At 41.8% G+C, this 21,159-nt stretch carries 22 protein-coding genes; 7 read left to right on the top strand and 15 right to left on the bottom strand.

What is annotated here, in order from left to right; all coding sequences use genetic code 11:
- From ABWK04_04030 to ABWK04_04020, 3 genes are all read left to right on the top strand, one after another.
- A partial coding sequence (locus tag ABWK04_04030; protein MEZ0361057.1) for an efflux RND transporter permease subunit occupies positions 1–351 on the top strand: 351 nt, incomplete at its 5' end.
- Complete coding sequence (locus tag ABWK04_04025) at positions 348–1,721, top strand: TolC family protein (protein MEZ0361056.1); 1,374 nt, start codon at positions 348–350, stop codon at positions 1,719–1,721. The genes ABWK04_04030 and ABWK04_04025, both read left to right, overlap by 4 nt.
- A gap of 27 nt (positions 1,722–1,748) precedes the next feature.
- Positions 1,749–2,303, top strand: a complete 555-nt coding sequence (locus tag ABWK04_04020; protein MEZ0361055.1) for a TetR/AcrR family transcriptional regulator — start codon at positions 1,749–1,751, stop codon at positions 2,301–2,303.
- Here ABWK04_04020 and ABWK04_04015 read toward each other — a convergent pair whose 3' ends face one another.
- The 4 genes from ABWK04_04015 to ABWK04_04000 are packed head-to-tail and all read right to left on the bottom strand — an operon-like array spanning position 2,304 to position 5,826.
- Positions 2,304–3,149, bottom strand: a complete 846-nt coding sequence (locus tag ABWK04_04015) for a family 1 encapsulin nanocompartment shell protein (GenBank protein MEZ0361054.1) — start codon at positions 3,147–3,149, stop codon at positions 2,304–2,306.
- Positions 3,150–3,153: 4 nt separating this feature from the next.
- On the bottom strand, positions 3,154–4,275 hold the full coding sequence (locus tag ABWK04_04010) for a geranylgeranyl reductase family protein (GenBank protein ID MEZ0361053.1): 1,122 nt from the start codon (positions 4,273–4,275) through the stop codon (positions 3,154–3,156).
- Positions 4,276–4,291: 16 nt separating this feature from the next.
- Positions 4,292–4,573: a cytochrome c gene (locus ABWK04_04005; protein ID MEZ0361052.1), complete on the bottom strand. Its 282-nt coding sequence runs from the start codon at positions 4,571–4,573 to the stop codon at positions 4,292–4,294.
- A 14-nt stretch (positions 4,574–4,587) separates the two neighbouring features.
- A complete protein-coding gene (locus ABWK04_04000; protein MEZ0361051.1) occupies positions 4,588–5,826 on the bottom strand; it encodes a molybdopterin-dependent oxidoreductase in 1,239 nt (412 codons plus the stop codon).
- Positions 5,827–5,994: 168 nt separating this feature from the next.
- Here ABWK04_04000 and ABWK04_03995 point away from each other — a divergent pair, with 168 nt between their 5' ends.
- On the top strand, positions 5,995–7,092 hold the full coding sequence (locus ABWK04_03995; protein ID MEZ0361050.1) for a DEAD/DEAH box helicase: 1,098 nt from the start codon (positions 5,995–5,997) through the stop codon (positions 7,090–7,092).
- A 7-nt stretch (positions 7,093–7,099) separates the two neighbouring features.
- Here the strand turns inward: ABWK04_03995 and mgtA are convergent, their stop codons facing one another.
- The 4 genes from mgtA to rpmF are packed head-to-tail and all read right to left on the bottom strand — an operon-like array spanning position 7,100 to position 11,632.
- Positions 7,100–9,532, bottom strand: coding sequence for a magnesium-translocating P-type ATPase (gene mgtA / locus ABWK04_03990; protein ID MEZ0361049.1), 2,433 nt, complete (start codon positions 9,530–9,532; stop codon positions 7,100–7,102).
- A complete protein-coding gene (locus tag ABWK04_03985) occupies positions 9,505–10,428 on the bottom strand; it encodes a beta-ketoacyl-ACP synthase III (protein MEZ0361048.1) in 924 nt (307 codons plus the stop codon). The genes mgtA and ABWK04_03985 overlap by 28 nt, the downstream gene beginning before the upstream one ends.
- Positions 10,428–11,447 carry a phosphate acyltransferase PlsX gene (gene plsX / locus ABWK04_03980; protein MEZ0361047.1) on the bottom strand — a complete coding sequence of 340 codons (1,020 nt, stop codon included), beginning with the start codon at positions 11,445–11,447 and terminating at the stop codon, positions 10,428–10,430. The genes ABWK04_03985 and plsX overlap by 1 nt, the downstream gene beginning before the upstream one ends.
- Entirely contained in the window at positions 11,447–11,632 is a 186-nt protein-coding gene (gene rpmF, locus ABWK04_03975; protein ID MEZ0361046.1) for a 50S ribosomal protein L32, read from the bottom strand. The genes plsX and rpmF overlap by 1 nt, the downstream gene beginning before the upstream one ends.
- A gap of 67 nt (positions 11,633–11,699) precedes the next feature.
- Between rpmF and ABWK04_03970 the strand changes: the two genes are divergently transcribed.
- On the top strand, positions 11,700–12,968 hold the full coding sequence (locus ABWK04_03970) for a nodulation protein NfeD (protein MEZ0361045.1): 1,269 nt from the start codon (positions 11,700–11,702) through the stop codon (positions 12,966–12,968).
- Here the strand turns inward: ABWK04_03970 and ABWK04_03965 are convergent.
- The 3 genes from ABWK04_03965 to thiE are packed head-to-tail and all read right to left on the bottom strand — an operon-like array spanning position 12,965 to position 15,328.
- A complete protein-coding gene (locus tag ABWK04_03965; protein MEZ0361044.1) occupies positions 12,965–13,867 on the bottom strand; it encodes a lysylphosphatidylglycerol synthase domain-containing protein in 903 nt (300 codons plus the stop codon). The two genes, ABWK04_03970 and ABWK04_03965, sit on opposite strands and share 4 nt — an antisense overlap.
- A complete protein-coding gene (locus tag ABWK04_03960; GenBank protein MEZ0361043.1) occupies positions 13,821–14,690 on the bottom strand; it encodes a 5'-3' exonuclease H3TH domain-containing protein in 870 nt (289 codons plus the stop codon). The genes ABWK04_03965 and ABWK04_03960 overlap by 47 nt, the downstream gene beginning before the upstream one ends.
- The gene (thiE, locus tag ABWK04_03955; protein ID MEZ0361042.1) at positions 14,687–15,328 is read right to left on the bottom strand and encodes a thiamine phosphate synthase; all 642 of its coding nucleotides are present in this window, start codon (positions 15,326–15,328) and stop codon (positions 14,687–14,689) included. Before thiE ends, ABWK04_03960 begins: the two co-directional genes overlap by 4 nt.
- Before the next feature lie 23 nt (positions 15,329–15,351).
- On the opposite strand from thiE, the gene ABWK04_03950 reads away from it, so the two are divergent.
- Both ABWK04_03950 and ABWK04_03945 read left to right on the top strand, forming a co-directional pair.
- Positions 15,352–16,785, top strand: coding sequence for an aldehyde dehydrogenase family protein (locus ABWK04_03950; protein ID MEZ0361041.1), 1,434 nt, complete (start codon positions 15,352–15,354; stop codon positions 16,783–16,785).
- A gap of 85 nt (positions 16,786–16,870) precedes the next feature.
- Complete coding sequence (locus ABWK04_03945) at positions 16,871–18,076, top strand: porin (protein MEZ0361040.1); 1,206 nt, start codon at positions 16,871–16,873, stop codon at positions 18,074–18,076.
- A gap of 25 nt (positions 18,077–18,101) precedes the next feature.
- Here ABWK04_03945 and cmk read toward each other — a convergent pair whose 3' ends face one another.
- From cmk to gatC, 4 genes are read right to left on the bottom strand one after another with little or no spacing between them, the layout of a single operon-like run.
- On the bottom strand, positions 18,102–18,773 hold the full coding sequence (gene cmk, locus ABWK04_03940; GenBank protein MEZ0361039.1) for a (d)CMP kinase: 672 nt from the start codon (positions 18,771–18,773) through the stop codon (positions 18,102–18,104).
- Positions 18,773–19,870, bottom strand: coding sequence for a type IV pilus twitching motility protein PilT (locus tag ABWK04_03935; GenBank protein MEZ0361038.1), 1,098 nt, complete (start codon positions 19,868–19,870; stop codon positions 18,773–18,775). The genes cmk and ABWK04_03935 overlap by 1 nt, the downstream gene beginning before the upstream one ends.
- Positions 19,851–20,867: a recombinase RecA gene (gene recA, locus ABWK04_03930; GenBank protein MEZ0361037.1), complete on the bottom strand. Its 1,017-nt coding sequence runs from the start codon at positions 20,865–20,867 to the stop codon at positions 19,851–19,853. The genes ABWK04_03935 and recA overlap by 20 nt, the downstream gene beginning before the upstream one ends.
- A 4-nt stretch (positions 20,868–20,871) precedes the next feature.
- On the bottom strand, positions 20,872–21,153 hold the full coding sequence (gene gatC / locus ABWK04_03925; protein ID MEZ0361036.1) for an Asp-tRNA(Asn)/Glu-tRNA(Gln) amidotransferase subunit GatC: 282 nt from the start codon (positions 21,151–21,153) through the stop codon (positions 20,872–20,874).
- Positions 21,154–21,159: the final 6 nt, after the last annotated feature.

Below are 21,159 nucleotides of genomic sequence, written 5' to 3'. Positions count from 1 at the left end.
GTTTACACACAGGTCGGTGTAATAACTTTGATAGGATTATCAGCCAAAAATGCCATACTTCTTGTGGAGTTTGCAGAGCAAAAACTTAAAGATGGCTCGGATCTTTTAGGAGCTATTCTTGAAGCTGCAAGGATAAGGTTCAGACCTATAATAATGACATCTTTTGCCTTTATAATGGGTAGCTTGCCTTTAGCTTTGGCGACTGGACCTTCAGCTGGGAGCAGGCACATCATAGGTTTCACTGTAGTAGGAGGAATGCTTGCGCTCACGCTTGTAGGTACTTTCTTTATACCTGTTTTCTATTACGTAGTTAAAAAAGTTCAGGGATTGCGCAGGAAGGAAGTAGCATGAAAAAGATTACAGTTTTTTTACTCGGTATATTTTTGTTCTCCTGTTCTCTGACGCCTAAGTACGAAAGACCTAAGATAGATCTGCCAGAAGTAAGAGGGGAAGAGAAGACACAAATAGATCAAAGATGGTGGGAAAACTATAAGGATGAGAGGCTAAATACATTTATAGAAGAAGCTCTAAAAAATAACGATGACCTGCTTCTGGCTTATGAGAGGATAAAGGAAGCGTCTTATTATTACAGTTTAGCCACCGCAGAGCTTTTACCCGAGCTTGATCTTAGCGTTACCGCAAACAGGCAAAAGCTCAGCAAAAGGGCAAAGCCTTTTGGTGGTATAACTTACAGCGATTTTACTATATCAGGCGTTCTGTCGTACGAGCTTGACTTTTTCGGAAAACTCAGGGATTATCAAAAGGCAGAGCTTCACAGACTTCTCGCTCAGAAGGCTTACGCAGATACAGTAAGGCTTAAGCTTGTTGCGGATGTGGCTACACTCTACTTTGATTTATGTACTGTTCAAGAACAGATAAGCATAATGGAAGACTTGCTTAAAAGATACGAAGAGAGCTACACCTACAGAAAGAGGCAGTATGAAAACGGTCTAATAGATATACTCCCGGTGGAGCAAGAAAAGACGCTTCTTGATAGCGCAAAACTTAATCTTAAAAAGCTTAACGAAAAGAGGGAGCTGATAAAAAACTCTCTCTCACTACTTCTTGGCAGACAACCAAAAGGTATATTTTCTTCTGACGATCTAACGTGTAAAGGTTTACCTGAAGCAATACCAATACCCTCCTTTATTCCATCTGATGTTTTGGAGCAAAGACCGGACATATTTGCAGCAGAACAGAACCTTATAGCTTCCCATTACAATGTAGGTGCTGTAAAAGCAGAGTACTTTCCGCGTATATTCCTTACAGGAGCTACAGGGCTTCGCAGTGCGAGCCTGTCCAATCTTTTTACTTCCTCCGCAAATATGTGGAGTCTTGGTGCTTCACTCCTTTCACCCCTTTTGGACTTTGGGAGAACTAAATCCGAAGTTAATATAGCCGAATCTCTGAAAAGACAGGCACTGATAAAATATATACAGAGCGTAAAAAACGCCTTTTCTGAAGTCAATCAAGCTCTCATAAGCCTTGAGGCTCTAAAAGAACAGATGGAACTTCAGAAGATGCAGATAGATAATTACAATAGCATACTCAAAGTTGCACAAAAGCAGTACGAGAACGGGCTGGTGGAATACATAAATGTCCTGCAAGCAAAAAAGGATTATGAGACTTCTCTCTTAGAGCTAATCACTTTTAAGGGTGAGTATCTCAAAGAGCAGGTGCTACTTTACAAAGCTCTCGGAGGTGGATGGAAAAGAGAGTGAGCCGTCACTTTCTGTTATAATAAAGTTATGAGGTTAAAGCGAAAGGGTACAAAAAAGAGGATCTTAGAATCCGCACTGAAGCTCTTTTCTGAAAAAGGCATAAGGGAAACCACTATAAAGGATATAGCCAAGGATGTAGGTGTAACGGAAGGGGCCATATACAGACACTTTGTCAGCAAGGATGAGATAGTGAGAGGGCTTTTCGGTATGTACTCGGAAGAGTTCTACAACAGACTTATGTCCTCTTTTGAAGAAAAGACATACAAAGAAAAGTTTTATAGGGCTGTTGAAGAATTTCTCAATTTCTGCTTTGAGAATCCTGAAGCTTTTAAATATCTAGATCTCTTTCACTATTTGAGGGCTGAAGAGGTAAAAGAGTTTATAAAACTTCCAAAGGATGCGGTATTGAAACTCCTTCAAGAGGGAAAGGGGATCGTCAAGGTTAGGGCTGAACTCGCGCTTGCTATGTTTGTGGGTACCCTTGAGAGGGTATTTCTCCTTACGGAAGCTGGGCTTTTGGAAAAACGTGAAGAGATCAAAAGAGAGGTAGCAGACCTTCTCTGGAAGGCTCTCACATCCTGATCACTTACCTATTACGAGTACCGCACCGGGACGCTTTATTCTGGGAACGAGGATCTCCATAACTCTAAACTGGTGTACCATATTAGTGCTTTCAGTATACGCCAAACTCATGTCAAGCCCTAAAACTATGTCCATATTTTGTGGTCCAGAAGAGATCAGGAGAGCCTTACCTTCAGGTATTATTGGCGTATAGAAAACCTCTGTAACTACCTTTTTTATCTGTTCAAGCTCAAGAAGTCCAGTATTATGATAAACCCTGTTAAGCTGGAAGTACTGCTTTGGGTTAAGCACCATATAGTATGGTCCGAAGAAGCCCATTTCGGAAAGTTTTGCTATACCTATGGATACATCGTTGAAAGCGTTACCAACCACATCCCAATCACTCATAGACATAGTCTGCCTTCCTTCCACCGTGAGAAGCCCCTCAATACCGAGCTTTTTATTTCCGTGAAGTATGAGAGTGTCTTCTGCAACCGCGGTGGCAAAAGCCGCACTTGCAGCGGAAGATGTGTCTATGGGAAGGTTGAACTGCCTCCAATACTCAAGATCCCTCCAGCTTATAGTGAAGGGCTTATATACGGTAGGAAGAATCAGGTGTTTCCTTGTACCTGTCCTTACAGGTTCACACATTTCGCTCTCTTCACCGGGTCTTACCTCACAACTTCCCGGCTCAACTCCGAGAAAAACATCGTAAGATATCACCTGATGTCCAGCTCCCAACGGTCCAACTACGTTCATAAACCTTCTGCATACGAGAGCCTTTTTAGCTACATCAATTACTGTCTCTTCAAGCGTTTTCCACTCTTCCTCCGTGAGGGGTGACATATCCTTTCCAAGAAAGTCCATTACTTTACCTCCAGAAATAATTATAAAAGCTTGCGTATTCTTTTACAAGCTCCCTTAAAAAATAAACGAAACCCTTTCTATAGAGATCCTTATAGCTTGTTTTTCCAAGAAGAAGATCGTAATAGCTCTTTAATATACCCTTTTTACTCATTGTGTAAGCAACCTTCTGAAATTTGTAGCCGAGGCGAGCTATTTTTCCAGCGTAAACAAGCTCAGAAACGAGATCTTTCAAAAGTTTTCTGTATTGCTCTGTAGGTTTTGAAGGTGAAACAGCTAATGCTTGAGCTGCGAGTTTTCCGCTCCGTACTGCGTAATATATACCTTCTCCTAAAAGAGGATCCGTGAGATTGGCCGCATCACCTACCAAAAGCACGCGATCTTTACCGCAGAATACATCTCCATCTTTTTCTATATAAGGTATGTACCAGCCATACATCCTCCCTTCTGGTTTTACACCCTTGAGTCTTGAATATTCGGTTAGAACTCTTTTTAGATCTCCCCTTTGTGTACAGGCTGTGCCTACGCTCAGATTTTCACCTTTCGGAAATATCCACGCATACCCTCTTCTGACTAATCCTATATCTATCATTACCTTTTCGCTAAGATCACCTCGCGTAAAAAACTCAAGAGCTTTAAAGAACTTGTCCTTTTTGTAGCCAAGGGCTTGAGCTGTCTTTGAGTAAAAACCGTCCGCACCAACTATAAAATCTGCATGAAAATTGCCTTTTGAAGTTATTACTCTGTACTTTCCTCCCTCTGTTTCAAAACCTAAGACCTCACACTCATCCACAAAATCTGCTCCTTTTCCTTGAGCTTTCTCTAAGAGAAAGGTATCAAATTCAACCCTATCCGTAATATACGCTACTTCCTCATCAGCTGAAAGCTCAAACTCCTCCCTTCCACCGTATCCTAGGATACCCCCCTTTATCCTGTTAAGCACGAATCTTTCCCAACCTTCCGGAAGGTATGGAGCTATCCTTTTTGAGATACATCCTGCGCACAGTTTGAATCGTGGAACTTTGTACTTTTCAAGGATTAGCACCTTAAGACCGTTTTTTGAAGCGTAATAAGCGGCAGAAGAACCCGCAGGTCCCCCGCCTATCACTATGACATCATAACCCCTCATAAAGATAGTCTAACACTTATTCTTTCTTACCGTAGTACTTGGTAAGATACTCAACTATTTTAGGGACATCCTCCTGCTTTATAGGTGCGCCCATAGCTTTTATCATCTTGTTAACGGTAGCCTCCCAACCCTTCTTGTCAAGAAAGGGGGAATTCATTTGAATGTAGTCAAGACTATGACATGCAGAGCAGTTTGCTTCTACGAGAGCTTTACCTTCACCATCTTTTAGCTTTATACTCTCCTCTCCAGCAAAGGAAATAGCCATAAGCATACATCCAAATATAAGAGCTTTACTCATATCTATTTACCTCCTTATACGACTTTTATGTTTATCTTCTGAACTACGTTGTGATGGTATCCTGCAGGGTTCCATATAAGCTCAAAGGTCTGTGTCTGCCCTATCCTATTGCTTGCCTTTGCCATTATAGTATAGGTTCCCTTTTTGGGAGGTCTAAATCTGTAAGTGAACTGCCTCCATGAGTAGCGACCATAATCCTTACCCAGCTCAGCTTCACGCCAGGTTTTACCTCCGTCAGTGGATATCTCCACCATGTTAATACCATACCCACCGTCCCACGCAATACCTTTTATTTCAACCATTTGCCCAAGCTTGAACCTTTGCCCATCATTTATATTTGTGATTAGAGAGTTTACGACTATCTCAGTTATAGGTGTGTTGACTGCAGTTTCCTGAGATATGAATCTGTCCCTTATAGGGAACTTTCCCAGAGGTATTCTATACGCTGTTTTCATCCAAAAGCCATCGAAAGGTTTGGAGACAACATCAATAGAAATTATATGCTTCATCCAGTAAGTGGCAGTCCAACCCGGGACTATTACTCTTGCAGGAAAGCCGTTCCAGTGAGGCAGGGGCTCTCCATTCATTTCGTAAGCTATCATGGTGTTTTCGTCAAGAGCCTTCCAAACTGGTATGCTCTTTATAAAGTCTGGCGTTCCTGCTGCCACGCCTGTGTCCGCACCGTTGAGTACTACCTCAAGAGCATTACCCTTCAAACCAGCTCTCTCCAATATGTCTTTCAGTCTTACTCCTTTCCACCTTGCATTCCCCATAGCTCCGTATCCCCACTCAACTCCCGCTACATGCGGTTTAAATAATCCCCTCCTGTTCCCTGAACACTGGCACAGAGCCACAAGCTCCACCTGTTCAAACTTGGTCTTGAGATCCTCCAGCGTTAGCTCAAGAGGCTTTTCTATCGCATCACCTCCTATGGTCAGCTTCCAAGTTTTTGCATCTACTTCAGGTATGTTAGAAAGGTGATACCTCACAAAGAAAACATCGTTTGGTGTGAAGAATTCGTTGAAGTACTTAACAGGCGTTTCGTAGTTAGGTGCCCTGTAAGTTTTTTTGATAAGAGGTTTTTTACCTGGGAGAGCTTCCAAAACTTGTTCCTCAAGTACACCCTCTGGAAGCTCTTTCGCCGCAGTACTAAGTAAGGAAGGATCAACCGCTGCCAAAAGGTACTTTGGCACCAGAAGTCCTCCAGCGCTTAGAGCGAGACCGCCTTTCAAAAAGTTTCGCCTACTTAACATTTTTTTTAACCTCCCTTTCAGAATTGACTGTATAAAGTTATTTTCTTTAATAAGGAATTTCAATAAGAAACTTTTATTAAAGCATAAATTCATCTTATATTAGGCTATAAGAATTTTTGCAAAAAAGAGAAAGGGACGTATAATTAAAAGAGGAGGTTTTTAATCGTTATGGAGTTTAATTTTCAACAGTTAAGTGAACCACTTGGAAAAGCTATAAGGGAGCTTGGTTTTAAAGAACCTACACCTATACAGAGTGAGGCTATACCGTTAGCTCTTAAAGGTTACGATATTATGGGACAGGCAGCTACTGGAACAGGGAAAACAGCTGCCTTTGGCATACCCATCGTGGAAAGTATAAATAAGGATGGAGGTTTAAAGGCACTTATTCTAACGCCAACGCGTGAACTTGCCCTCCAGGTCAAGGATCAGCTTTATGCCTTATCCAAGTACAAGGCACTTAAGGTGTTCGTTTTTTACGGAGGTACACCGGTAGGGAGGGATCTGGAGCTTCTGTCTAAGGTTACACCTAACATAGTTATAGGGACTCCGGGCAGAATAAAGGACCTCATAAATAGGGGTACATTGAATGTTGGCAGTGTCTCCTTTTTAGTTCTTGATGAGGCTGATCTAATGCTTGATATGGGCTTTGCCGAAGATATAGAATACATAATATCTTTTACACCAATAGATAGACAGACTTTTCTCTTTTCCGCAACTATACCAAAAGAGATAGAGGTGTTGGCAAAAAAACATTTGAGAGATAATTACAAAGTGGTAAGGGTCATATCCGCGGAATTAAAACCTAAGATAGAGGAAAGGCTCATAAGACTAAACTCTCCCAAGCAAAAGATATCTGAGCTTGAGAAGATACTCAGAGACCATATACTTGAAAAGGTCATAATTTTTGTGAGGACAAAAAGGGATGCGAAGGATATATCTCAGGAACTCAAAAACAGAGGTTTTAGTGTAGTGTCTTTGCATGGAGATATGACACAGAGACAAAGGGAGAACGCCCTTAAGCTCTTTAGAGAAGGAAAAGTAAGAACTGTTGTGGCAACGGATGTTGCCTCAAGGGGTCTTGATATAAAAGGAGTGAGCTTAGTTATCAATTACCATATTCCTGAAGACCCTGAGGTTTACATACACAGAATAGGGAGAACTGGAAGAATAGGAAGTTACGGAAAGGCATACAGCTTGATAACACCTGAGGACAGTAAAGCTCTCTGGAGAATAAAGAGGGTAAAAGAAAGATACACGGGCGTATAAGGAGCTGTTAGAGATTGTATCTTCTGTAAAAGAGCCTTTTTAGTGCTTCCACTGACACGAGGTAAAGGAGAGTAATCAAAAAGATAAATACGTAAAGGGTCAAGTTTAAGGGCTTTAGCTCTAACAGGTTTCCAAGAGGGGTAAAGGGTATAAGTAAGCCTGTTACTCCCGTTACGAATACAGTAAATATGAGGAGAGAGGAGGGTTTACTTTTTATAGAAGGTTTCCTTGTGCGTAATATGAGTAGGACAAGGATTTGGGTAAATAATCCTTCAAGAAACCATGCGGTGCGGAAAGTTTCAGACGTTGCTCCAAGTATGTAAAGAAGGAAGGTGAAAGTAATGTAATCAAAAAAGGAACTCAAAAGCCCAAAAAAGAACATGAACTTTTCAATAAACTCTATATTCCACCTTTTTGGGAGCTTTATCCAATCATCATCCACACCATCGGCTGGTATGGACATTACCGCGATATCCGTTAAGAGGTTTGCGGTCAAAACCTGTTTTGGTAGCATGGGAAGGAAAGGGACCAAAAGGGATGCACCAGCCATAGAAAACACGTTACCAAAGTTGGAGCTTGTTTGCATAAATAAATACTTCATGGTGTTAAGGAAAGTTTTCCTGCCTTCAAGTACGGCATCTATTACTGTGTTTAGGTCTGGTTTAAGAAAAACTATGTCAGCGCTCTCTTTTGCCACATCTACAGCGTTTTCCACAGATATAGCCACATCGGCACTCCTCATAGCGGTAACATCATTTATTCCGTCTCCCATGTATCCCACTACGTAACCCGCCTTTTTCAGAGCGCTAACGACCCTCTCTTTTTGCAAGGGAGAGAGTTCCGCAAATACGAAAACATCCTTGATTCTTCTTATAAGAGCTTCTTCGGAGAAATTTTTAAAGTCTTCACCACTCATAACTTTACCTTTTAAGCCGAGTTTTTCTGCTACATACTCAGCAACGAGCCTGTTGTCTCCAGTTATGATTCTTAGCTCCACACCAAGGCTTAACAGCTTTTCTACAACATTCTTTGCATCTTCCTTTAGTGGATCGTGCATTACCACAAAGCCAAGGAATATTTCTCCTTCCTCATCTCCATAACTTATGGATTCCCCCTTCATAGGTTTGTATGCAATTGCTATTAATCTGAAACCCTGCGTGCTGTATTGCGTGTAAATTTTTTGAATTTCCTGCATTACCTTGCGAATATCAACAACTTCTCCATCAATTTCTGCATACGTGCAGATATCTATTACATGTGAGTATGCACCCTTAGTTATTAAAAGATTTTCTTGATCTTTCTTGATAAGTACAGAAAGGCGCTTTCTATTAAAATCGTAAGGAAGTTCATCAAGCTTTTTAAATTCTAAGATATCCGTTGATTTTAATTCTTCCTTTATAGCTTCGTCTATTGGGTTTTTGTAACCTGTTTGAAAATATGAATTTAGATATGAAAAGAGAGCTACTTTTTTGCTTTCCTTATCTGATAAATCTCTGAAAGTATAAACTTTCATGACTCCTTCTGTAAGAGTTCCAGTTTTATCACAACACAGAACGTTCATACTTCCAAAGTTTTCTATAGATGTAAGCCTTTTTACTATAGCACCTTTTTGAGCCATATGTCTTGCTCCGTAAGAGAGACCAACGCTGACTACCGCAGGAAGAAGTACGGGCGTTATGCCTATACCCAGAGAAAGCGCAAAGAGGAGTGAATCTATGACACCCCTGTTATAATAAGTATTGATCGCGAAAACCAGAAAAATGAGAAATGTTGCCACCTCAAGGAGCGTATAACCGAATCGCTTTAGACCTCTCTCAAAATCCGTTTCTCCTTTACCAAGCTTTAACTTTTCAACTATCTTTCCATACTCAGTATCTCTACCTATCTTAAAAACTCTTATTACTCCAAAACCGCTTACCACATGCGTACCCATATAAACATCGTCCCCTACATTTTTTTCCACAGGATAGGCTTCACCAGTCATCAGAGCTTCGTTAATGAAAAGGTCTTTTGCTTCAAGCACTTTACCGTCCGCAGGTACCATATCACCCGCCCTCAGAATCACCGCATCTTCTACTGTGACTTCCTCCATGGGAATGTCTCTTTCCACACCATCCCTTATCACAGTCGCGTGCGTCTTCACCATAGAGAGGAGCTTCTCTACCGTTTTGTTAGCTCCCCTTTCCTGCCAAAAGTCCAAAAGACCACCGAGTAGAATTATGCTAACTATTACAAAAGCATCAGTTTTCTCACCCAAAAAGGCTGATAAAATTGCGGTAAAGAGAAGCAAGAAGATATAAGGATTCTTAAACTGACTTAAAAGGATATCCAGATCGCTTAGCCTTTTCCCCTTTTCTATCCTATTATAGCCGTATCTTTTGAGTCTTTCGTTGGCTTGACTTGAGGATAGTCCTAAAATTTTAGAAGCATTGCTCCCCAAGTCAGTCCTCCTCCCATTGCTGTCAGCATCACCAGATCGCCTCTTTTTAGTTTACCTTCGGCATACGCTTCACAGAGGGCTATGGGTATGGAAGCTGCGCTAGTGTTGCCGTATTTGTGTATGTTGGAGTAAACCTTTTCTTTTGGTATACCTAATTTCTCAGCAAGGGCATCCATTATTCTTATATTCGCCTGATGGGGAATCATCAAGTTCACTTCTTCAACACTTACACCTGATGTTTCAAGAACGTACCTGCACGCATCTTCCATACTCCTTACCGCCATCTTAAAAAGTTCCTTACCTCTCATGCTTATGTATCCGCACTTTGGAGCGTAAAGTATTTCCCACAAGCTTCCATCTGACAGCATCTTGGAAGAAAGTATCTCTCCTTCCCCTCTGGATAATACGACAGCACCCGCCCCATCTCCAAAAAGCACACAGGTGCTTCTATCTTGCCAATCTACTATCTCTGATAGTTTCTCAACGCCTACGAGAAGTATATTTTTAGCTTTCCCAGATCTTATGTAGGCATCAGCCAGCTCAAGCCCGTAAATAAAACCGCTACACGCAGCCGATATGTCAAAAGCGTAAGATTTTGTCGCTCCAAGCTTGGCTTGTAAAAGGCATGCTGTGGATGGAAATCTCAGCTCAGGGGTGAGCGTGGCGAGAAGAATTATTTCTATGTCTTCCGGCTGTATGCGTGCGGATCTGATAGCTTCAAGGCTTGCTATATAAGCCATCTGAGTAACATTTTCGTCGTTAGCTATTCTCCTCTCCTTTATTCCCGTTCTGGTAGTTATCCATTCATCTGATGTGTCAACTATCTTTTCTAAATCAAAGTTAGTAAGCACCTTTGGTGGTACATAATAACCCATTCCCGTTATAGTTGTTCCCATCAGATTTTTACCTCTTTTGGGCTGAGACTCCTTATATATTCGGCGAGTCTTTCGTTAAAGTGATGCACGTAAAACTCGTTAGCTACCTTTATAGCGTTCTTTATAGCTTTTGCGTTTGCCCTTCCATGGGTTATTATAACAGGCTTTTTGGCACCCAGCAGTGGAATACCTCCGTATTCGGCAAAATCAGCTTTTTTCTTAAAGTTATTGAGGGCAGGTTTTATGAGCAACGCTCCTATTCTTGCGATGAGGCTTTTCTGAACCTCCTCCTTTATCATCTGAAGCACAGCCATACCGAGACTTTCACTGGCTTTTAGGATCACGTTTCCGACAAAACCGTCACAAACTATCACATCAAAAGTTCCAGCATATATGTCCCTACCCTCCGCATTTCCCAAGAAGTTTAACTTACTCTTCTTTAAAAGGGCGTAGGACTCCCTCACAAGCTCATTTCCCTTTCCTTCCTCTTCACCTATACTGAGTATGCCAATCTTAGGATTTTGTACTCCGAGGATTTCCTTAGCGTAAGTGTGCCCTATTATGGCAAACTGAAGTAAATGTTTGGGTTTACAATCTACGTTCGCCCCTACATCAATGAGAACCGTTCTTCCTTTAGGATTGGGAAGAGCCACGCCTATAGCTGGTCTCTCTATGTGTTCCAATGCCCCCACCAGAAACTTGCCAACAGTAAGTACAGCACCTGTATTTCCGGCAGATACAAGCCCGTCAGCCTCGTTTTCTCTAAGCAAAATCCCCGCAATATAAAGGGACGATCTTTTCTTTTTAAGAACGTTAGACGGGGGTTCGCTCATACCCACCACATCTTCCGCATTAATAAGTATAAGTCTCTTCCTATCATAGCTATTTTCTTTATCTAATACGCTTTTTATCCTTTTTTCGTCACCTACGAGATACAGTATGACGTCAAGTTCCCTGTGAGCTAAAAGACACCCCTTGACTATCTCCTCAGGAGCATAATCGCCCCCCATACAATCAACCGCTATCTTCGGTGTATTCATCAACTTACTTTGATAACTTCCCTACCTTTATAATGTCCGCAGTAAGGGCATACCCTATGAGGGATCGTCAGTTCCCCACAATTAGGGCAAGTTGCAAGTGATGAAAGCTTTACTTTAGAGAAGAAATTTTGCGCTCTTCTGTTGTCCCTTCTCCATTTGGATGTCTTCCTCTTAGGAACAGCCATAATACGCCTCCTTCGTTAATTTAAAAACTTTATATGCAGTACTATTATAATACCAACTGACATGATGATGCGTGCTTTAGCTGTATTTTTTCTGTTTATGTTTTCACTTTTGAATGAGGGTTTTCCAAGGATTTTTGTTGCCCAGTGGCAAGATGCCATCACGCCAGTGGCAGTGGATTACATAAAGAGAAGCATATCAAAGGCACAAAGTGAAGAGGGAAGTGTTTTTATACTTGAGCTTAATACCCCTGGAGGTCTTGAATCCTCAATGAGGGAAATAGTTCAGGAGTTTCAAAAGACAACTATTCCCGTTGTAGTTTTTGTGTATCCATCGGGTGGACGTGCTGCATCTGCGGGTGCTATAATAACCATATCGGCAGATATTGCTGCAATGGCTCCTGGCACAAACATAGGCGCTGCTCATCCTGTCCAAATAGGTGGGGAAGGGCAGAACGATGTTATGAAGGAGAAGGTACTTCAGGACACCTTGGCGTTTGTAAGGAGTATAGCCAGAGAGAAGGGGAGAAACGTAGAAGTTGTGGAAAGCATGGTAAAAAAAAGCATATCTCTGACTCCTGAGGAGGCTCTAAAAGCTAACATAATAGATCTCATAGCCACGGACAGGACTGATCTTTTGAATAAGCTGAACGGTAGGATTGTTGAAAAGCATGGAAGAAAAATAATACTCGAAACGGAAGGAGTCCAAGTTTATCAAATATCAAAGAGCCTGAGAGAAGAGTTTTTAAATCTGGTTACTAATCCTACTATCGCATATATGCTTTTACTCATCGGGTTTTACGGTATATTTTTTGAACTTTATAATCCCGGAAGCATTGTACCAGGTGCTGTTGGGATAATATCACTGCTTTTAGGTCTTTACGGTTTGGGTGTGGTGGGTGTAAACTGGCTTGGACTTTTGCTGATACTTGCCGGTATCTTACTGTTAGCTCTTGAAGTGGTTACCCCCTCATTAGGAGGACTTGCAATAGCTGGAGGCATAGCCTTAGCTCTCGGTTCTTTCATACTTATAAGTCCAGAATCACCTTACGGTAACATACCCATCTCCGTTATAACCACTATGGTAATTCTTACGGTAGCTTTCTTCCTATTTGCGGGAAGGCTCGGCTTTAAAGCTCAAAAGAGAAAGAAGATGCTGGGAACTGAGGAACTCATAGGAGAGGTAGGAGAAGCCATAACAGACTTTGCAAAAGGCAAGGGAAAAGTGTTTGTACATGGAGAAATATGGAATGCGGTGAGTGAAGAGGATATAAAAAAGGGAGATGCTGTACTCATAGAAGAGGTTAAGGGGTTAACCTTGAAGGTGAGAAAATCTTAGTTTTTTCTGTGAAGCAAAAATACGGAAAGGATCCCATAGAAAGCTGAAGACAAAAGTAAGAAGTTGTGAGCTATAAATCCCTCAACGAGCCACTTTTTCATGTCAGCACTTGCAAATTTTGCAGGTATTGAGAAGCTGATCTCGTAAGTACCATAACCCATAAAACTGTGAAATGGGAGGACACTGCTTAGCTCACCGAAAGAAAAAGACAAAAAACTTAGTAAATAGGAGGACACACTCAAAAGCTGAACTATCGCAACAAACTTAAAAACCACAGAAAAGGTGGAACACAAAAAGAGTAAGCTTGAGAGCCGAAGGCTCGTGTTATCTTTGAGATAACTTTTCAGGTTTCCAATTTTTCCCCAAGAAGGTAAAAAGAGGTATACTTTATGGAAAAAAAGAGACAAAAATATCATTATGAGGGAAATGAAAAAGGTCAGAACTGACTTTTCAATTACTGTATAGAGAAACAAAGCTATAAAAATAAGAGCCAGAAGATCAAAAAGCCTTCCCAAAAGGAAAGACCATACAGAAAGCTTTAAAGATACGCCGAGTTTTTTTGCATAATAAAACCAGCTTAACTCACCGGTTCTCGCAGGAAGCACGTTATTGAAGAATATATTGGCACTGTTTATAAGGTAAATATCTAAGAAGCTTAGACCTCTCATCAAAGGTAGCCACCTAAAACTCCTTATTATCTGACTTGCTGTATAGAAGAAAAAGGCAAGAAAGAATTCATCTAAAGATACACGACTGAGGCTATTCATCACTTTATCTAAAGGAACATACACAAAAAAGAGAGCTAAAAATGATGTGGATAATAAAATTGGTATTAAAATCTTCTTTACCAATTTAAAAAAGCTGTCTTTGAGATAGACTTTTTGATAACGATTCCACATCTTTTATCAAACTTTTCATCTCAAGTTCAAGAAGTCTTCTCTTTAAACTTTCCATATCCGGCTTTTTGAGGCGTATATCCTCCTCTTTCAAGTTCATTTCTGGCACAGGATGTAGCTTTACAAGAGCGTAAGACAGCTCAAGTTTTTCTCTGTCAGCATAAGGGAAGAAAGCTTGGAAATCTTCAAAGTTCCTCAGTATGTTAGTAACGCTTTGGTACTTTTCAAGTACCTTAATGGCTGTCTTCTTCCCTATACCCTTTATACCTTCTATGTTATCCACTTTGTCACCTGCCAAGGCGAGAAGATCCGGTATGAGTTCTGGGCTTACCCCGAACTTTTTCAAAACAGCCTGTCTGTCAAAAAACTCACCACTGATAGGGTTTATAACACTCACTTTTTCGGACACAAGCTGTAATATATCCTTATCCGGTGAGTATATCTTTACGTAAAAGCTCAGTTCCACAGCCTTTTGTGTAATATAACCGATAATGTCATCGGCTTCGTAACCTTCCACTTCCAAAAGGGGAATTCCCATAAGCTTCAAAAGTTCTTTTATGACAGGTATTTGCAGCCTTAGAGGATCTGGCATAGGTGGTCTTTTACTTTTGTAGTCGCTATAGATCTCCTTTTTTGTAGTAGGTGCAGGGTGGTCGAAGACCACAACGAAGTACTTGGGTCTTTCCGCCTTAAGTATGGAAAGGATAGCTCTCATAAAGCCGTATACAGCACCAGTAGGAAATCCGCTCTTGGTTGAAAGCTGAGGAAGGGCGAAAAAACTCCTATACACAAAAGCTGAACCGTCAAGTATATAAAGGATTTTCATGGCATAAAGAGCCTTTCTCTATAGACGCTTTTGCATGCTTGTACAAGCGTTTCGGAAGCCTTTTTTACATCCTCAAACCCCAGTATAGCTGAAACTACAGCTACACCTTTTGCCCCAGCTTCCAGAACCTCCTTCACCCTATAATGGGTTATGCCACCTATGGCTACTATAGGTTTTTGAGTAAGCTTTACAGCTTGACGCAAACCTTCTATACCTACTAATCTGTAATTTTCCTTTGTGGTTGTTTCGTAAACGGATCCGAATCCTACGTAATCTATAGGTAGATGATCCACATCCCTGAGGTCTTCAACGCTGTTTACCGAATAACCTATGTACATGCTGTCTCCTACTATCTTTCTAACAATGTCGGGAGGAAGGTCCTGCTTTCCTACATGTACACCATCTGCACCTACAGCCATTGCAAGATCCACTCTATCATTTACTACAAGGTCTACTCCGTACCTTCTTGTCAACTCCCTAAGTACCAGAAGCTCTTCGTACATCTGTCTTGCGCTCTTATTTTTAAATCTGTACTGAAGGGCTGTTATACCTCCCTGCAAAGCCTGCTCAGTGGTACTTACAAGATCTCTTTCCATAAAGTACTTGTCATCCGTCACAAGATACACAAACAGATTCATCTTTCGCATTCTATAATAATATCATGCTTGAGAAGGGTATGTTAATAGGTGGGAAGTATGTCAAGAGTGAGGAGGAACTGTATATACACTATCCATATACCGGTGAAGTCATAGGTAAGGTCTTTAAAGGTTCTGAAAAGCAAGTTGATGAAGCTATAGAGGTAGCAAAAGAAGGCTTCAGAAAAATGTCCTCGCTTACCCCTCACGAAAGGTACAGCATACTCATGAAGGCATCCCAGATGCTCCAAGACAGAGCCGAAGAGTTCGCAAAAACCTTAGTGCTTGAAGTTGGAAAGACTATAAGAGAGGCAAGATCAGAAGTCCAAAGGGCTATACAGACGCTTATCTTTTCAGCGGAAGAGGCAAAGAGGATAAGTGGAGAGGTAGTACCTTTGGATGCTCACCCGAATGGTAGGGGGAAAGTTGGCTTTTTTATAAGACAGCCGGTAGGTATAGTATCGGCTATAACGCCTTTCAATTTTCCTCTCAATCTCTCCATGCACAAAGTAGCACCTGCTTTGGCTGCAGGTAATGCGGTGATCTTAAAGCCTTCAGAAAGAACACCTTTGACCCCTCTTATGCTTGGCGAACTTCTCCTTTCTGCTGGACTTCCACCAGAAGCCATAAGCGTAATACCGGGATATGGTGACGTTGGTAAAGCTATGACCACCCATCCGGATGTAAGAGTTGTATCCTTCACAGGAAGTAAAAAGATAGGTGAGATCATCACCAAACAGGCTGGCATAAAGAAGGTGATTTTGGAACTTGGCTCTAACTCAGCTTTGGTGTTACATAAGGACGGAAACGTAAATAAGGCTGTGGTAAAAACCATTCAGGGGGGTTACGCTATAGCCGGTCAGGTGTGTATATCCGTTCAAAGAGTCTTCGTACACGAAGATGTCTTTGATATTTATCTGTCAGCTTTAAAAAGCGCTGTTGATAATCTGAATGTGGGCGATCCAATGCGGGAAGATACGGATGTGGGTCCAATGATAAGCTCTTCGGAAGTGGAGAGAGTACAGGAATGGGTAGGACAAGCCATCAAAGAGGGTGCAAAGCTCGTAAGGGGTGGCGTAGCATGTGCAGAAAGCAAGGCACTTTTAGAACCCACGATAGTTAGCCTTGTACCGGAAAATACCAAGCTCTTTTCAGAAGAAGCCTTTGCTCCTGTTGTAGTTGTGAATCCGTATAGGGATATAGAAGAAGCAATAAAAGCGGTAAACAGTTCTGTGTATGGTCTTCAAGTAGGTGTGTTCACCAAAGACATTGATATAGCCTGGGAGTTCATAAAAAAGGTAGAGGCTGGAGGTGTATTGATAAATGAAGGTCCCAATTTTAGGGCTGATCACATGCCTTACGGTGGTGTAAAGCATTCAGGAATAGGGAGAGAAGGTCCAAGATTTGCCATAGAGGATTACACAGAAATAAAGATGGTCGTATGGGATCTTAATCCTTAACAGAAAATTAACCAAGCATTAATAAAACCTTAACATAGCGTTTCTAAAATTTCCCTGAATAATCAAAACGCAAGGAGGTAGTATGATGAGAAAAGGTTTGTTTTTGAGCGCCTTACTGTGCGCATCTGTTATTCCAGCTCAGGCAGCATCCATAAAGCTGGATGAAAACACTTTTTCTACACTTGATTTAACTTTGAGAATCACAGCTCAGAAACTGGGGAAGGCGAGAGGTGATGTCAAAGACTACACAGACTTCTCCATAAGGCGAGCTACCATCAATATGGCTGGGCAAGTAAACAAGTATGTAAAGTTTGAGTTTGAAGGAGATTTTTCTCCAAACACCACAAATAGGGGAGTTCATCAGGCAAATTCTGCAAGCATCAACGATGGAGTGATAACTCTTGACCTTGCGGATGAGTTCAAAGTAAGGGCAGGTAAGTACAGAATACCCTTTGCGAGGGGTAACCTTACCTCTTCCAGAAATTACATCATACCCACGGGCATAAGGTGGGGTGCGGGTGATGGTACAAATGGTTACAAAGCACCAAGTTGGAACCCCTTTGCACCTGCCACGCTTAGCGGAGACAGGGATGCAGGTATAAGCTTCTGGGGTAATATAGCTGACGGTATACTCCAGTATAGGTTAGGCGTATTTGACGGTAAATTTGATCACACGGATCCAAATCTCGGCACTAAGGATAACGTAGCTTATGGTATGAGACTTGAGTTCAATCCGGTTATGCTCGGCTACAAGGCGGACAAGGGTTGGGGTAAGGCAGATAGCTACCTTGGTAAGCAAAACGTTCTTAACATAGGCGTGGCTTATTGGGCTCAAAAGTGGGATGACGGAAAAGGAAGTTCCGGTACAGCTAAGGCATGGACTGCTGATGTTATGTGGGAGCAGAAATTTGGAGATGTTGTACCTAATTTGCAATTAGGATACATAGGTCAAACGAGCTTGCCATCTAATTTGGGTGTAGCTAACAAAAAACCTAAGACTAACGCTTACTACGTGATGGGACAGATACTTTACGACCAGATGATAGGCATAGGAAAACCTGCTCTGGCAGCAAGATATGAATATTCGGAATACAAGGAGTTTAAGGATCTGACCGCAAAAGGTAAGGTAAGCAGAACCTCCGTATTTCTCAATTACTATATCAAGGGTTGGAACGCTCAAATGAGCTTAGGTGTTGATTTTGTGACACCAAACGGTGTATTAAAGAGCTATAACCAAAACAGCGGTAAAAACTTCACAGACTATACCATAGCACTGCAAACTATCTTTTAAAAGGCTCTTTCTCGCGTTCTTACCCTCACACCTTAAGGTGTGAGGCTTTTTCTTTAATGATCTTTAATACCTCTTGGATTACTTGCTCAACACTCATACCGGTGGTATCTATGATGATGGCATCTTCTGCAGGTTTAAAAGGGTATAGAGGTCTTTCCATATCCCTTCTGTCTCGCTCCGCTAAAGCTTCAAGAATCTTTTTGTAGTCTGCATCAACTCCTGAAGACAAAAGCTCAAGGAATCTCCTCCTGGCTCTTTCTTCAAGACTTGCAGTAATAAAGAGTTTCACAGGTGCATTTGGGAAGATATGTGTACCCGTATCTCTACCTTCCGCCACTATCTGCATATCGTCTGAAAGCTCTCTAAAAAACTTTATCATCTTTTCCCTAAACTGTGGCACGCTACCTATAAGAGATGCGTACCTACCTATTTCCTCGCCTTTAAGTTCTGCATCCAGTTTAGTACCTTCATAATAGATCTCCGTTTTAGCTATGTCTAACTTTACTATGGGTGCATTATCAAACAGAGAAAGCACCTCTTTTAAGTTCTTGATGTCCTTTTTCTTCTCTCTTGCGATATAAGCAAAAGCTCTATAGACACTTCCAGTATCCAAGTAAGGTATAGATAAAAGTTTTGATATTGCCTTAGCTACGGTGCTTTTTCCACTTCCAGCAGGTCCATCTATAGCTATCCTCATTAAAAGAAGCTCCTTCCTCCCGAAGATATGCCTTTTAATCTCAATTCAAGATCACCAGGTTTGCTGGCAAATAACAGGGCTGTAGTATAGTCTATGAGACCTCTCCTGTAAAGTTCCTCAAGGTGCTGATCAAAGGTCTGAGTGCCGTAAACGCTTTTCCCCTTTTCAAGGAGCGTAGGTATTTCATCAAATTTTGTAGGATCAAGTATAGCCTCCTTTATCGCTGCTGTGTTTACCAAAACCTCAACCGCAGGCACTACTCCGCTACCGTCCGCTTTTGGAAGGAGCCTTTGAGAAAATATGGCGATAAGCGTTTCTGCAAGCTGTATCCTTATTTGTTCTCTGACTTCAAGGTTGAACATACCTATTAGTCTGTTAATGGATTCTTTGGCATCGAGCGTATGAAGTGTTGAAAAGACTAAGTGACCTGTTTCGGCAGCCTGAAGGCATATCTGAGCTGTTTCACTGTCCCTTATCTCTCCTACCATTATCACATCCGGATCTTCTCTCAGAGATGCTCTCAAACCCCTTGAAAAAGAAGACGTGTCTATACCTACTTCCCTCTGTACTATAAAGGATTTCTCATCTCTGAAGAGATATTCAATGGGATCTTCTATGGTAACTATTACCGCATCCCTGGTTTTGTTTATGATGTTTATAAGGGCTGCGAGGGTTGTGGATTTGCCAGATCCCGTGGGACCGGTTACCAACACGAAGCCTTTGGTGTTTTCCAAAATTACCCTTCGCATAACCTCTGGTAGATTAAGGCTTTCAAAGGGGGGGACATCAAAAGGCACGACTCTGAAAGCCATACCTGTAGTGTTTCTTTGCTTATAGACGTTTACCCTAAAGCGTGCTACACCCGGCAGGGAGTATGATGTATCCGTCTCCCCAAGTTCCTCAAACTCAGCCATCTTTCTCCTGTTTTTTTCCAGTACCTCCCTCACAAAAAGTTCCATCATCTTCTCTTCTATAACGGGAAAGTCAGCAAGCCTCACAAGCCTCTTTTTAGATCTTATAACAGGCTGACTACCCGACTTTATGTGAACATCAGAAGCTCCCGATTCAATAGCCCTTTTAAGTATCAGCTGGAGCAAGTCCTGAAGCCTCCCTTACCTTTAATTCTATCTCCTGAGCTATGCTCGGATTTTCCGCAAGAAACTTCTTAGCCTGATCTTTGCCTTGCCCCAGCTTAGTATCACCGTAGCTGTACCAGGCACCGCTCCTATTTAGTATCTTTAGCTCAGTAGCTATATCTATAAGATCGCAGAGTTTGCATATTCCTTCACCGTATATGACATCAAACTCAGCCTCTTGAAAAGGTGGAGCTAATTTGTTTTTTACCACTCTTACCTTTACCCTGCTACCTACCCTATCGTTACTGTCCTTTATTTCCCCTATCTTTCTTACGTCAAGTCTCATATCGGCGAAGAATTTAAGCGCCCTTCCTCCCGGTGTAGTTTCTGGATTTCCAAACATAACACCTATCTTTTCCCTGAGCTGGTTTATAAATATGATAGCTGTATTTGCTTTGTGTGCCATACCTTTTAGTTTTCTGAGAGCTTGAGACATAAGTCTTGCTTGTTTTCCCACATGTGCCTCTCCCATTTCACCTTCCAGCTCATCCTTTGGAACGAGTGCGGCGACTGAGTCAATTACGACTACATCTACTGCGTTGCTTGCCACGAGACTTTCAACTATCTCAAGGGCTTGCTCGCCGTAATCGGGTTGTGATATGTAAAGGCTTTCCGTGTTTACCCCTATCTTTTCCGCATATTTGGGATCAAGGGCATGCTCAGCATCTATGAATACCGCTATACCCCCCATCTTCTGAGCTGACGCGATCACATGAAGAGCCAGCGTAGTTTTACCGGAAGATTCAGGTCCGAATATCTCCACTATCCTACCTCTTGGTATGCCTCCTATCCCCGTTGCTATATCAAGGGATAGTGAACCTGTAGGTATGACATCCACTTTGACTCTTTCGGCATTTTTAAGGGGCATTATGGAACCTTTCCCGAACCTTCTCTCTATTCCGAGAAGTACGTTCTCAAGGGCTTTTCTCTTTTCAACGACTTCTTTTTCTTCTATCATAAACTTACACCTCCACGACTCTGGGCACTACAAAAAATCCCCTTTCTCCCTGTGGTGCGTTACTTGTAGCCTCTTCCTGACTTAAGCATTCACTCGGTATGTCTTCCCTCAAAGGTGTGCAGATATGATAAGCGATAGGTTCTACACCTTCCGTATTCACCTCTTTTAGCTGTTCCACAAAGGCAAGTATGTCAAGAAATTGCCTGCTGAGAATCTCCTTCTCATGCTCTTTGAGTTCTATCCTCGCAAGATAAGCGGTCTTTTCTACCGTTTTAATGTCCACCATACGAAT

The organism is Hydrogenobacter sp. (assembly GCA_041287335.1).
Lineage (GTDB): Bacteria > Aquificota > Aquificia > Aquificales > Aquificaceae > Hydrogenobacter.
This window is presented reverse-complemented; position numbering and strand designations above follow the sequence as displayed.